11 protein-coding genes are annotated in these 13,384 nt (G+C 72.5%); 2 read left to right on the top strand and 9 right to left on the bottom strand.

All coding sequences use genetic code 11. The features are described 5' to 3' along the window. Positions 1–14: 14 nt before the first annotated feature. The 6 genes from ACE4Q9_RS33650 to ACE4Q9_RS33625 all read right to left on the bottom strand — a co-directional run bounded on the left by ACE4Q9_RS33650 (position 15) and on the right by ACE4Q9_RS33625 (position 7,301). The gene (locus ACE4Q9_RS33650; RefSeq protein WP_397988385.1) at positions 15–2,078 is read right to left on the bottom strand and encodes a condensation domain-containing protein; all 2,064 of its coding nucleotides are present in this window, start codon (positions 2,076–2,078) and stop codon (positions 15–17) included. Positions 2,079–2,202: 124 nt separating this feature from the next. Next, the gene (locus ACE4Q9_RS33645; protein ID WP_397988864.1) at positions 2,203–3,084 is read right to left on the bottom strand and encodes a 4'-phosphopantetheinyl transferase family protein; all 882 of its coding nucleotides are present in this window, start codon (positions 3,082–3,084) and stop codon (positions 2,203–2,205) included. Positions 3,085–3,089: 5 nt separating this feature from the next. Then, positions 3,090–4,424, bottom strand: coding sequence for a hypothetical protein (locus tag ACE4Q9_RS33640; RefSeq protein WP_397988383.1), 1,335 nt, complete (start codon positions 4,422–4,424; stop codon positions 3,090–3,092). A gap of 56 nt (positions 4,425–4,480) precedes the next feature. Continuing rightward, positions 4,481–5,425 (bottom strand): SRPBCC family protein, encoded by a 945-nt coding sequence (locus ACE4Q9_RS33635; RefSeq protein WP_397988382.1) that lies wholly within the window; start codon positions 5,423–5,425, stop codon positions 4,481–4,483. Positions 5,426–5,518: 93 nt separating this feature from the next. Beyond that, entirely contained in the window at positions 5,519–6,352 is an 834-nt protein-coding gene (locus ACE4Q9_RS33630; RefSeq protein WP_397988380.1) for a BTAD domain-containing putative transcriptional regulator, read from the bottom strand. Between the two features lie 301 nt (positions 6,353–6,653). Continuing rightward, positions 6,654–7,301 carry a ScbR family autoregulator-binding transcription factor gene (locus ACE4Q9_RS33625; protein WP_397988378.1) on the bottom strand — a complete coding sequence of 216 codons (648 nt, stop codon included), beginning with the start codon at positions 7,299–7,301 and terminating at the stop codon, positions 6,654–6,656. 581 nt (positions 7,302–7,882) lie between these two features. Here ACE4Q9_RS33625 and ACE4Q9_RS33620 point away from each other — a divergent pair. Continuing rightward, positions 7,883–8,884, top strand: coding sequence for a ScbA/BarX family gamma-butyrolactone biosynthesis protein (locus tag ACE4Q9_RS33620; protein ID WP_397988376.1), 1,002 nt, complete (start codon positions 7,883–7,885; stop codon positions 8,882–8,884). Between the two features lie 356 nt (positions 8,885–9,240). Then, complete coding sequence (locus ACE4Q9_RS33615) at positions 9,241–9,906, top strand: ScbR family autoregulator-binding transcription factor (RefSeq protein ID WP_397988374.1); 666 nt, start codon at positions 9,241–9,243, stop codon at positions 9,904–9,906. A 92-nt stretch (positions 9,907–9,998) separates the two neighbouring features. On the opposite strand, the gene ACE4Q9_RS33610 is transcribed toward ACE4Q9_RS33615, so the two are convergent. The 3 genes from ACE4Q9_RS33610 to ACE4Q9_RS33600 form a co-directional block, all read right to left on the bottom strand. Continuing rightward, a complete protein-coding gene (locus ACE4Q9_RS33610; protein ID WP_397988372.1) occupies positions 9,999–10,370 on the bottom strand; it encodes a DUF6009 family protein in 372 nt (123 codons plus the stop codon). Continuing rightward, complete coding sequence (locus ACE4Q9_RS33605; protein WP_397988862.1) at positions 10,367–11,803, bottom strand: phage/plasmid primase, P4 family; 1,437 nt, start codon at positions 11,801–11,803, stop codon at positions 10,367–10,369. The genes ACE4Q9_RS33610 and ACE4Q9_RS33605 overlap by 4 nt, the downstream gene beginning before the upstream one ends. 116 nt (positions 11,804–11,919) lie before the next feature. Then, positions 11,920–13,032, bottom strand: a complete 1,113-nt coding sequence (locus ACE4Q9_RS33600; protein WP_397988370.1) for a bifunctional DNA primase/polymerase — start codon at positions 13,030–13,032, stop codon at positions 11,920–11,922. Positions 13,033–13,384: the final 352 nt, after the last annotated feature.

The following is a 13,384-nucleotide window of genomic DNA, read 5'->3' as shown; positions in this document are numbered from 1 at the left end:
GGTGCCGCCACCGGTCAGCCACTGCGTGCCCGCACCGCCCGCAGCGCCCGTGACAACGCTTCAGCGCTCTCGGCGGCGCCGCCGACCCCGGTCATCACCACCACGGCGGGAACCTCGCCCGTGTGCCGGGCCGCACGGCGGGCGATCTCGTGGGCGACCAGGCCGGCCGGACCGGTCCCGCACAGGATCAACCGCCGCCCACCGCGGAGCAGTTCGCGCAGAGTGCCGGGCGGCACCCGGCGGTCCGGTGCGCTGAGCGACACGATGCGCTCCGGCCCCTCGTGCTCGTGCACGAACCTGTCGTACGCACCGGCCGTGACACCGGGGACCGTGACCAGGCACACGAGGTCCGCGCCGGGCTCCCCGGCCCGCAGCACCGCCGACGCGTGCCGCTGGACGCCGCCGGGTGGCGGCGGTGAGACGCGGGGCACCCCGGAGGTGGCCAGGAGCCCCAGGGCGTCGCCGACGGTGAACGTGTCCTCCGGGTGCCGGGGCATGCCGCGCAGCAGGCGCACACACTGCGCGAGGAGGTCCGAGGCGTCGGGGTCCGTGAGCCTGGCCCGGTCGTACAGGGCGGTCAGCACCAGGGAACCCTCGGTGTCGCAGTGCGCGGCGAGCGTGACCGGCAGGGGCGTGTCACCGCCGGCGCTTTCCGGCACGCCCACCCAGACGCCCTGCGCCGCCAGTTCGGCCCGCAGGTTCTCCGGCAGTGCGGGGTGGTTGTCGAAGCGGATGGTGGTCTCGGTCAGACCGGAGCCGGGGGCGCGCCCGCTCCACCGCCTGGTCCGGTCGGCATCCACCGAGGCACAGGGGCTGAGGCCGAACGCGGCGTCCCGCACCTGGAGCAGCAGGTCCACCAGCGGTGCGGCGGGGTCCACGGTGACCGTCATCGGCAGCGGGTCACCCAGGAGCCCGGGAATGTCGGCCACGGCCCGCGGCGGTATGTCCCGGCCGGACGAGTCCACGCCGAAAGCGACCGGCAGCGGACCGTCGGTTCCGGCCGCCCGGTACAGCAACAGGGCCCAGGCGACGTGCAGGACACTGCTCTCCCCCGCTCCCCGGCCCGCGGCCCAGGACCGCAACCGGGAGGTCTGGGGCGGTCCGAGCCGGCGCTGTATCCGGCCCGGCCCTCCGGTGGTCCCGGGCGGCGGACCGGGGCGGCCCGGGCTGACGGCGGCGTGGGCGGGCGGGGCCGCCGCCCGGTGCCCGCGGGCACCGGGCGCTTCCCGGCGAGCCGGCCACGCGCCGTGATCCCGGATGTCGGGCCGCCGGTCCCCGCCGGGCAGCACCCCGCCGGCGAGGTAGGAGCGGTAGAACTGGCGCACCAGCAGACGCGCCCCGCGCTCGTCGAGCAGGGCCCGGTGGTAGGTCACCAGCAAACGGCTGGGCGTCCGTCCGGCGCGGGCCCTGGCCGGTGGTCCGTCGAGCACGGACACCCGCAGCAGCCCCGGCCGGTACAGCTCGAAGCCGCGGTCCCGGTCCCTGCGAAGCAGTTCGCTCCAGCCGACATCGGTGTGCGCGTGGTGGACGACGTCGACGACGGCGCGGTCGTGGAGCACCAGGCGGGCGGCTCCGGCCCAGTCGAAGGACGCCCGCAGCACCGCCTCCCGCTCGGCGACGGACTGCCAGGCGGTGGTGAACCGGCCGAGATCCAGCGGCCCCGTCCAGTCCCAGAACAGCTGCTCCACGTACCGGCCGAGGCCGGCCTGGCTCTCCACCGCCGCCGCCAGCAGCACCCGCTGCTGCCCGGACACCGCGATGGTGTCCGCCGCGAGCGGCGCCAGCAGATCGGCCAGCAGGTCGTCGGTGAGCGGCCCGCCGTGCCCGGCCGGGTCGCGAGGGGTGAGCCGCAGGAGGTACCGGCCGCCATGCCCGGCGTCCGGTACGCCGTCGGCTTCGACGCCGTCCAGTTCGACGCCGTATCCCCGATGACGCTCGGCGACGCGGGCGGCGACCGCCTCGGTATCCGTGCGGGCGAGACCGCACAGCTCGAAGACGAGCGGCGACCAGGCCTGGGTGCCGGGCGGTTCGTGCACCACGGCGAGAACCGTGCCCGCGTGCGCGTGATGACCCCTCATCTGCTCCCCAGGGGACCGGAAACTGCTGCCGCAGCAGCCGCCCCCGGCGCCCCGACCTCCTTTTCGAATCGTTTCCGCGTGACGTGTCCCGGCGCGGCCCGGCAGCCTCGCCCGTCGCATCCGCTCACCGCTGCCCGCGGTCCCGCCGTCCCGGGAACGCGAGGACCCTCGTGCCCTGCGCCGTTTCCGCCGAGGGCGGCCGCACCGGTCCGCACCCGGCAGACGGCGCCCGTGTCCCGTCCGGCACCACCGGCCCGGTGTCCTGCCGGTGCGCCTCGCTCACCAGGAAGCGCCCCTGGACGAGATGGGTGGCGAAGGCCCACTCCCCGGCCGCGTCCCCGACGAGCCGGGCGGCACCCGACGCGTCCCACCCGAAGCCGACCGCCGAGAACCGGCGCCGCATACCGTGCCCGAGCGCCTTGGTGTACGCCTCCTTCAGGGTCCACAGGCGCAGGAACCGTTCGGTGCGCTCTCCCTCCGGCAGGGCCGCGAGCGAAGCGGCCTCCTCGGCGGTGCACACGTGAGCGCGCAGCGCCTCGAAGGAGATCCGGCGCCCCGCGGGCTCGGCGTCCACACCGACCGGTCCGGCGCGGCTGACACCGACCACGATCAATTCGTCAGTGTGGCTGAGGCTCACCCGCAGGTCCGCGCCGAGCCCGCGCAGCACGGGTCGCCCGCCCGGCAGGCCGGCGAGGTCGAACCGTTCGGCGGGGACCTGAAGGGCGGCGGCGGCCGTGTGCTTGAGCACCACTCTGGAGACGGCGAGGGTCAGCCGGCCGGCCGGTGCCGGGTGCTGCCGGTAGCGGGGCCAGTCGCGGCCGAGCAGCGTGCGCAGCCCGGGATCGAGCAGGGCCGGCGTCAGCCACTCGCCCCAGGTGGAGTGCACCACCGCCCGGCCCGTCCGCTCGAACCGCTCCTGGACCTCCTCCCACGGCCCGTCCGGCCCGGAGACATGCAAGGGCGGCGGGAAGGCCGGCCCGGGGGTGCGGCCGCTCGCCACGTCCATCGCGCTCACCACGCCACCCCCGTCGCGTACAAGTCACAGTCCACGCCGCTCGCCGCACGCCGGGCCAGTTCGTCCCACACCCCCGGCTGCGGATCGGGCAGCCCCTCGGGCAGGGGCAGTCCGAGCCGCCCGGCGATCCGGCCGAGTGCCAGCAGCGCCCAGCCGGTTTCGCCGAGGAAGGGCAGCCGCGCCCCGGCCGCCGCCTCCCGCACCCCCAGCGCGGCGGCAGCCAGCGTCAGCAGGGCCTCGCGGTCCGCCAGGGCCCGCGCGGCGGGGTCGGCGGGGTCGTGCTCGGCGACGGCCGCGCAGTCGACACGCAGCGCCCGCAGCTCGGTGACCAGTCTGCGGCCGACACGGGCGAGCGCCGCGGCGCCGGGTCCAGCGGCACCGGCGAGCCGGTCGGTGGCACCGGCCAGCGTCGCGGCGACGGCCCGCGGGCAGCCGGTGCCCGGTGCCGGGGCGCAGGCCGCCTCGGTGATCCGGAACAGCGCCGCGGCCGCCGTGCCGTCGTCGTCCGGCCATGAGCCGCCCGCACCGTTCAACCCGCGCACGAGGCGTGCCTGGGCGGCGCCAGAGGCGGTCCAGCCGACCCGGGCGAACTCCCGGTCCCGCAGGATCTTGGCCAGCGTGCGCCGTTCGGGAGTACCGGCGTCGAACCCGCACTCGTTCAGCACCAGTTCGAGATCCCCCAGCAGTTCACCGGCGAGTTGGGGGACGAGGTAGCCCACGACGGCGGCGAGCGACCGCCCGGGCCGCCGGGGCGGCACCGGGCCGTGCGGTCCGGGCCCGGCCGGGCCCGGCTCCCGGGCGGGGCAGGACCGCAGGGCCGCGGCCGTCAAGCTCTCGCAGGCCAACAGTTCCGCGAAGACCGACGCCAGGACCGGCCGCCACTGCCCGGCAGCGGGTTCGTACCTGCCAAGGCCGTCCACGACGCGGACCGCGCTCCGCAGGACGCCGCCCACCGACGCGAGGAGCGCCGCCGGTCCGAGCAGCGCGGCCGCCGGGTGCGGCACCGGTGTGCCCAGCAGCGGACGGATGATCCAGGCATGGGCGAGGGCGAGGTCCCGGCGAAAGAGCGGGCGCAGGGCGCGCGCGAGCTGGTCGGCGGCGGGCAGCGGTTCCCCGGTACCGGGCAGACCGGCGGGCGGGGCGGGCAGAGCGTCGTAGCCCGCGGCCCACAACCGCGACCGGCCGTAGGGGTTGCCGGGGTCCCTCGGGTTGCCGAGCAGCGCTTCGAGGCGCGCCGCGGACCGCGTCGCGCCGAACGGCACGGCCGCGAGACCCGAAGTCCGGGCCGCCGGGGGCCGTCCGGTGTCCGGGGCTGGCCGGGACAGGGCCATCGCCCATCTCCTCGTCGTCGTGGCGCGGGTCGCCCCGCGGCCGTTCTCCGGCGGGCTCATCGCAGCCGGCGGACGGCGCTCTCGGCGTGCCACCGCGCCAGGTCCAGCGTCTCCGTGCTGGAGCGGCCCAGCCATTCGCGCACGTGCCGGCGGGCGTCCACGAGCAGGGCACCGCCGCCCAGTACGGCCTCCACCGCGCTCTCCCGGAGCATCACGTGGTGAAGGGAGACGACCCGCACCCCGGTCTCGTCGGGCTCCAGGTACCACTCCCCGTAGTGCGCGGCAACGGGGTCGGGGGTCACGGTCTCCTTGTGGACGATCCGCCCCGCGGCCGGGAAGCACAGCCGCACGGCCTCGGACACCAGCGTCTCCCCCGTCTCCGGGGCCCAGGTGTGCAGGACCGTCGCCTGCACGCCCGGCTGGTCCTCGGTGACCTCGGCCCGGTCGACGTGGGGAAGCAGTTCGGCCCAGTCCCCGACGCGGTAGAGGAAGTCGTACACGAGTTCCGGGGAGCCGCAGACGTACACGCTGTCCTCGAAGGAGAGCAGCAGTTCGTCCAGCCGGTCCCAGCGCTCGGCCGCCTCGCGCAGGGACACCACATCGGACAGTACGTCGGATTCGAGTGTCCGGGAGTCCTCCCAGGGACCGGCCGGACGTTCCTGGCGCAGGGTCAGCAGGCACCGGTCGGTGCCGTCGGGTGCCACGCTCCAGACACCGGACGTCGGCGCACCGGGCAGCAGGTCGTCCCGCGCTTCGAACTCGATACGGCGCTCCTGCGGCCGCAGCACGCGGCGGGCGGAGACGGAAGACACCCGGCCGTCCCGCAGCCGCCACAGGCGCAGGTTCTCCTCGGTGCCGTCGAAGTCGATGCGTTCGACATGGACGAAGGGGTGCAGCAGGACCGGCCAGCGCGGGGAGTCGGCGAGCAGGCCGTACACGACGCCGGCGGGCGCCGCGACGGAGACCGTCCGCTGGGCGGAGTGCGTTCGCTGCGACGACATGCGCGATCCCCTCCTCCAGGTGGGATCCAAGCTGCACGGCCGGGCCTGAGCGGTGCTCGATTCCTGGTGGAAGGGGCGCAAGGTGACGGCGTATCAGCCCACGGCGGCCACGGACGCGATCCTCGTCGGCTGGGCCGCGAGGGTGTCCGGGCCGGACATCAGGATGGAGCGCTGCAACTTGGCGAGCGCGGAGGACGGTTCGAGGCCCATGGTGCGCACCAGGGTGGTCCGCAGCCGCTGGTAGGCGGCGAGCGCCTCGCCGCGGCGGCCGGACCGGTACAGCGCGAGCATGTACTGGCCGCACAGGCTCTCGTGAGTGGGGTACTGGTTGACCAGCACGGTCAGCTCGGCGAGCAGCTCACGGTGCCGGCCGAGCCGCAGGTCCGCCTCCACCCGCTGGTCCAGCGCGCACAGCCGGCTCTCCTCCAGCCGCTTGACCTCGGTCTGGAGATGGGGGCCGGTGTGGACGTCGGCGAGCGCGGGGCCGGTCCACAGTTCGAGCGCCTCGCGCAGCAGCCGGGCCGCCTGGGGATAGTCCTCGGCGTCCATGGCCCGGTACCCGCAGCCGGCGAGCCGTTCGAACTCCCTTACGTCACTGACACCTTCGCCACCCTTGAGCAGATAGCCGCCGGGTACGGTCAGCAGCAGGTCCTTGGCCTGGCGGCGCTGTCCGGTGTGGTCCGCCGCCCCGCCCTCCAGGGCGACGCCGATGAGCTCGCGCAGTTGCAGGATGTAGGTCTGAAGGGTGGCACGGGCGCTGCGCGGGGGCCTGGTGCCCCACAGCTCCTCGGTCAGGACACCCGCCGGGACGACCTGACCGGCGCGCAGCGCCAGCAGAGCGAGCACCTGACGCGGCTTGGGCGCCGTCGGTGTGATGGACGCCCCGTGGTGCCGTACGGCGAGTGTGCCGAGTACATCGATGTCCACGCCCGTCTCCCCCACTCTCTGGTGCAGATCTGCAGTGCTTCCCTAGCGCCTCCGAGTAAAAAACAGCACGCGCGGTATGTCAATACGGTACCGGTCAACCTGTTTACCTTCGACGTACACCGAATCCCCCGTCGCCCCGGTGAGCTGCCGGTATCCGGATCAGGCACCAAGGCCGGTCTTCGCAGGGGGACTTCAGGACCGATGTCCGGGCCGGACACCCGGCCGGGTCTTGCCGGGCCCCCTCGCGATCATTGCCGACCTTCCGGACTGTTTTCGCTCAGCCCTTCCTGTCGGTGTCCGGTCACCCGGTCACCGCCACTTCGCCGGCCGGCCCCCAGGTGCCGTCCAGCCCGACCGGAACCTGCTGGGGCGAGGCGGCCAGCAGGGGGAGTACGAGGGCCCAGAAGCGGGTCGCCCGCTCCCGCGACGTCCAGTCCCGGTTCCGGGTGCCCAGCACCTCGAAACCGACCGTCACGGCGACGATGGCCGCGGCGGCGTCCTCAGGCGGCACACCCGGTGCCAGCTCCCCCTTCTCCTGAGCGTGAGCGACCAGCTGCCGAACCCACGCCCACCACCAACCCGACACGCCCCCTTCCCCGCTCTTGCGCGAAGGGTCACGGCCCAGCTTGAAACCGGCCCTGACCAGGGGGTCGCCGGCCACGGCGGCGAGCAGCAGACAGGTGGCGTCCACCAGGGACTGGAGCAGGGTCTCAGCGGAGTCACAGCAGCCCTCCGCCATCTTCTCCACGGCGTCGACCGCGGCGTCCTCGACCTCCTGCGCCAGCTCCTCCTTGCTGGCGAAGTGGAAGTGCAGCGCGCCGTTGCTGACCCCGGCCCGCGAACTGATCGCGGTGAGCGACGCCACGGCGTAGCCCTCCTGCTCGAACACCTCGGCCGCGGACCTGATCAGGTTCTCCCTCGTCCGCGCCGCCCGTTCCTGTTTGACCATCACGTACTCCGTTACTGAACTGGGGGCCCGTGCTTCCTCATCGGCAGCCGGGTGCGCTGGCGCGCAGTCATGGCCAGGAAGTGGATCAATGCCTCGCAGCCCCCAGGTTAACAAACCGCTTGTGCGGTTTGTAGCCTGCGGCTACGGACGATACCGGCCGCCTTCCCGGCAGACGCCGCTCAACGGGCGTCCATCCAGCGCCCGGCTCGGCGGCACGTCAGCTCAGCGCTACGCCGACGCCCGCCCCTCCCGCCCAGGACGCGGGCCACCGGCGCCTCGGCCCGGTCCGCCGCGCTGGAGCCGGGAGTTGTCAGCCCGAACAGTCAGTCGAATATCGATTTTCAGCCACTGCTCACCCGTCCCGCTCGAGAAGCGCTCGGGGTCGGCTGGGGCGGCGCCATGACCCAGCCCCGCCGCCCCGGCCGAGAACCGCAGGAGGACACGGGTAAGCACCGCGCGCGGACGGACGTCCTCCACATTTTCGCCATACGGAGCCCCTGCTACCGGTAGAAACGAAACCGGTTGGTATGTATCTTCCTGCTCGAGCGTTCATCCATCGCCAGGGCATTCAGGGGGAAGCCATGTCTGCGATCACGTTCCAGGCCGAGCGCACACCACTTCACAAGGCGGAAGCGGAAGGCGGTACGGCGCTCTCGGTGCCTGGGATGGCCGTCTTCGCCCACCCGTCGCTGACCACCACCGTCCCCAAGGAGTTCGTCCACCGCGCGGCGGTCGCCGAGGTCATGCTGACGGGCTGGGACCGCCAGGGCGACGCCCGCTTCGCGGTGACCGCGCAATGGCCGCGCGCGCACAGCTTCTTCACGCCCTGCGAGGGCCTGCTGCACGACCCCCTCATCGCCGCCGAGACACTCCGGCAAGTCGGTGCACTGCTGGCCCACGCCGAGTACGACGTCCCGCTCGGTCACCACTTCCTCATGCGGGACCTCGGCATCACCGTGGACCCCGCGGGGCTCGTCGTCGGAGACGCGCCGGCCTCTTTGGAACTCATCGTCACCGCCACCGACGTCAAACGCCGTGGCAGCAGTCTCGTCCAGCTCGGCTACGAGGCGACGGTCCTGCGGGACGGGACCCCCGTCGCAAGGGGAGCAGCCTCGTTCAACACCGCGACACCGGCGGTGTACGGCCGGCTGCGCGGCCGCCAGGACCTCGGGCTCATCCGCGCTCTGCCGCTCACCGCGCCCAGCTCACCGCAGAGCGTGGGACGCACTTCACCGGTCGACGTCGTGCTGTCACCTGCCGACGGGCCGCACCGCTGGCAGCTGAGAGTGGACACCCGTCACCCTGTTCTGTTCGACCACCCGGTCGACCATGTGCCGGGCATGCTCCTGCTGGAGGCCGCACGGCAGGCCGCCGCCGGCGTGCTGGAACGTTCCTTCCTGTCCCCTCTCGGCATGGTCAGCACCTTCAAGCGGTACGTCGAACTGGACGCACCCTGCCTGATCGAGACCACGCACCTCGGGTGCTCGGCCGACGGCCGGACGGAGTCGGTCCGGGTGACGGGCCAGCAGAACGGAACCGAGGCGTTCGCCTGCCTGGTAACCGCGGCGACCTCACACGCCTGACCCCGGGGTCCGGGGCGTCAGACCGGTGCCGGGCTCGAGCAGTGCGCCCGGCACCTGCGGCGAGCGCCGGCCGGTCCCGGACGAAAGCCGGGAAACGGCTCGCGGCCCCCTCCCGGAAAGACCGTGCGGGGCGCCCCGCCAGCTCGGGCACCATGACACTTCCTCCACGGCACGAGCCTTCGAATCCCGTCGCGATGGTCCCGCGCGCGCCTCCCCCGCGCGGGCACCGGCGAACCTGCGGACTGCCTGGCCATGACGCATTGCCCGCTTCACACTGAGTCTTTCCTATGTAATATACAAACTGGGCGGTTTTTTCTTGCAGTCGGTACAGCGCAGCTCGGAACGGAGAGGCTCTCATGGCAACGCAGGACCGTGCGATCCGCACTCGCCGGAAGATCCTTTCAGCGGCGGCCGAGGTCTTCGAGTCCCGCGGGTACCGGTCGGCGACCATCAACGAGGTCCTCAGGACCGCCGGTGTGACGAAGGGTGCCCTCTACTTCCATTTCCAGTCGAAGGAAGACCTGGCACAAGGGGTCCTGAGCGCCCAGGACCAAGTGATCGAGCTTCCCGAACGCACGAGCAAGGTACAGGCGCTCGTGGACACGGTGATGCTCCACGCGCACCGTCTGCAGACCGACCCCATGGTGCGCGCGGGCGTACGCCTGACCATGGACCAGACGTCGAACGAACTGGACCGCAAGGGCCCGTTCCTCAAGTGGGGCAGCCTTGCCTGCCAGCTGCTCGAAGACGCCCGGAGGCAGGGCGAGTTGCTTCCCCATGTCGAACTGCAGGAGACGGCCGACATCCTGACCGGCGCCTTCGCGGGCATCCAGTCCATGTCGCACGCGTTGAGCGATTACGACGACCTGATGCAGCGTTCCTCCGCTCTGCTGCGCCACATCCTGCCGAGTGTGGTCATGCCCTCGTTGATCGCCGCTCTGGACCTGTCGGAGACGCGAGGGTCCAGGGTGTTCGCCGAAGTGCAGGCCGCGCTGGAGGCGTCCGCGGTCGCCGTCCCCTGAGAGAGCCGGAAGACCCCCGCTGGTCCGACGCGGCACCCGCTCCCGCACCGGCAGCGGGTGCTGAGGGCTGCCCGGCATCCGCTGCCCCCGTCCTACAGCGATGACACCGCCCCGCCCTCCGACCGCTCCGTCTTGCGCCCCTTGCTGCCCGGCGCCAGGGTGCGCGGATCGACGGCCTCGGCCGGCGTCCCCGTGGCGTACAACCCGCTGGGGACGGTGTCCCGGTCGTGCGGCAGCAGCCAGAACACCCGTCGGCGGAAGGTGCCCGAGGAACGGGACGGCTTGGCCTTCGGACCGAGCAGCGCGTAGCCGACCATGCGGCCGTCCCGGTGGTAGGCGGGCTTGCCCCGGCGGGTCGGCAGCCGGTCCAGGCTCTGCCGGACGTAGTCCAGCCCGCTGATGTCCTCAAGCCAGACCAGGTCGACCTCGTGGAGGATCTCGTCCTCCGCTATGAGGGCACTCATACTGTCTCCTCGTCGGCGGCCAGCCCGATGCCCGGATAGTACTTGCGCTGGTTGGACAGGATCATCTGCTTCGGAGACGCCAGTCCCACCACCTCCCGGACCCGCGCGGCGAACGACCGGGAAGAGACGGCCGGGGCTCCCTCATTCTGACACCATGTCCGGTAGGCCGCGTAGAGACCGGCCTGTTCCGCCCTCAAGCCCGGCTCGCGTCTGCACGACTCGCCGAGGAAACGCCCGATGTGGTCCTCGGTCTCCGCGTACGCCGTGGTGGCGATGCGCACGGCCTCCGGGCCCAGCAGGTCCTTCTCCCCACTCAGGAAGCGCCGTGCCCCGACGACGAGCCAGTTGAGGATCCCCGCCCCTTCCTCCGTGACCAGGACGTCGGCCAGGTTGTCGACCTTGCGGTGGTCCGGCACGACCCGCTCGAAAGGGATCAACCGCATCCGCCGCCAGAACGCGAAACCGCCGGTCCCGACCTCGGGCCGGTGGTTGCCCAACAGCCAGAGCTTGTGGGTCGGCTGAAAGCTGAAGAAGTCCTGCCGCATCCGCCGTGCCTTGATCCGGTCACCGCCGGTCAGCAGCTTCACCCGGGCCTCGTCGAACCGGTCCCCCGGCTTGACCTCGCTGCACACGATGACCCGGCGCCCGTGCAGTTCGGCCAAGTCGGTGGGGTGCCCCTCATAGGGGCGGGCCATGAGGAACCCGGGCGGCGCGGCGTCCGCGTAGTCCCCGACGAGCTTCATCACCACGTCCAGCAGTACCGACTTGCCGTTCTTGCCGGAACCGAACAGGAAGGGCATCACCTGGGCACCGACGTCGCCCGTGATGGAGTATCCGAGCAGCAGGTGCAGGAAATCGATCATCTCCGTGCCCTCGGGTCCCTCCCCGAAGGTGTCGGCGAGAAACCGGTCCCAGCGCGGCGTCGGCATCGCTTCGGGCGTCACGGAAGTGGAGCGGGAGTGGAAGTCCTTGTTCGGGTCCGGCAGGCGCATCAGCCCGCTTCGCAGGTCCACGATGCCGCCGGGTGTGCACAGGGCGTACGGATCGGCGTCCAGCAGCGCCGCGTTGAGCACCATGCCGGGGGCGGACCTGGCCTGGGTCAGCATCGCGTTCATCCCGCTGGTGCTCAGCGCGCGCCTGCGGTGCTGCTCCAGGGCGGTTGTGCTGTGCACGCCCCGCGCGTCGGTGGTGGCGAGGGATTCGGCCAGGTCGCCGGCCGCCCACAGCACGGTGTCGTCCTCGTCGATCTGCCAGCGGGTGCTGTCCCACCGGAACCAGCCGAGTCCCGGCACATGCCGGTAGTCGTTGGCGTAGAGGCTGACGAACAGCTTCGCGTTGCCTCGGTCGCTGAGGGTGTCGGGCACCAGCCCGTCGGCAGTGGCCTCACCAGGGGCCCCGAGGCCGCCCTGAGCGCCCGTACGGGCACCGGGCACAGTCCGGGCCTCCGCGCCCGCCCCAGGGGCGTCCTGGGCCTCTGTACGCCCGCTCTGGGCCAGGATCTGCGCGGCGACCGAGCCCGCGTCGAAGAGGGTGTCGTCGTGGACGCGTGTCACCGGCGGCCTCCCGGGCACAACGGACGGGTACGGCCCGCGCTCAACCCGCCCCGGATGACGGCACCGTAGCGGCGCTCCTGCCCGGGCCGGGCCTGCGCGGCCGCCGCCTGGAGGAGCCGCTCGGCTTCACCGGCGTCCAGCAGACCCGCGGCGACGAGCCCACCGGCGGTGTACGCCGCCCTGTTGAGCTTCTCGGTGAACCCCGCCCCCTCCGGCACGGCTCCGCACGCCGCCACCTCCGCCACCAGAGGGGCCAGCACCCGCCCGGCGGCTCCCTGGCCCCCTCCGGCCGCCAGCACGGCCTGGCGAGCCCGTGGCGGCACCGGACGGGGCGCGGGCAGGTGAGCGGGCGGCAGATGGCCGGTGCGCTCCAGTTCCCGCGCCAGCCAGTCCGGGAGCGGGGCGAGTTCGCGTGCCGTGCCCAGGGCCTCGTACGTACCGGCCTCGGTCACGGTGCCCGGCGCGACGATGTACCCGCCGTGCGCCCGTACATCGACCTGCCAGGCCAGCGCCCGCCCGCCGCCCGAGCCGGAGGAGCACTGCCAGCGGTGCCCTCCCGAAGCCCGGTACCACACGTGCAGCCCGCCGGAAGGCGTGCGCACCCGCAGGGTCGTCTCGTCGTCCGCGGGAGAGGTCGCACCACGCAGCGCCGCCAGCACCCCGATCGTATGAAAACCGCTGGCGAGTCCCGTCAGATCCACGGTGTCGGCGATGTCGATGCCGGGGAGCAGTCGGTCACGTCCGGGCAGTTGGCGGGCATGGGCATCGATGTCCACGACGACCAGTCCTGCGGGCCCGCAGGCGATCCCGACCCCGAACTCCGGATGGGTCCCCCACCACCGCTCGATCCGAGCGAAGTCCAGGGTGGCGGCCCGGAATCCGTGGCACCAGCGACCGGCGGCGGGACAACGGCACCCCCGGTGGGTGTGCCCGGGCTCACGGCAGGCCGCGCAGTTGCCCGCGGGTGTCTTGCGTCCTGGAGCCAGCGGATGGACCGGCCAGCCGCGGCCGGCGCACCATCGGGCTATGGCCAAGGACTGCGAGACGCCCGCTTCGGCAGCAGCAGGCCTCCGTGAGTCGCTGCGTGAAACCCGCAGCTCGTCGGTCATGTGTTCCCCCGTCAGCGACCGAAGCGACTCAAGGATAGGAACACCCTAGCGAAGCCCCGATAAAGGCGGGGCCAAGTAGACGAAGAACTCGTTCCGCGCCTGGAGTGAAAACAGCGACCCAAGACCGGCCCGCAGCGACCGAAGCAGTTCGGTCGCTGCTTGAGTCGCTGCTTCAGTCGCTGACGAAACCGCAGGTCAAAGCCCAAACATCCCCCAATTAGCGACTGAAGCGACTCAAGAGTCCTGCATATAACGCCATACGCACGCGCACGCGCATACACACGCACACGCGAATGTCGTCATATACCCGGAACTTGAGTCGCTTCAGTCGCTGATCGCCCTCTAAAGCCCC

It is taken from the genome of Streptomyces sp. AM6-12, assembly GCF_044327085.1.
Taxonomy (GTDB): domain Bacteria; phylum Actinomycetota; class Actinomycetes; order Streptomycetales; family Streptomycetaceae; genus Streptomyces.
Note: the sequence above shows the minus strand (reverse complement) of the source record. Positions and strands in the feature narration are given on the sequence as shown.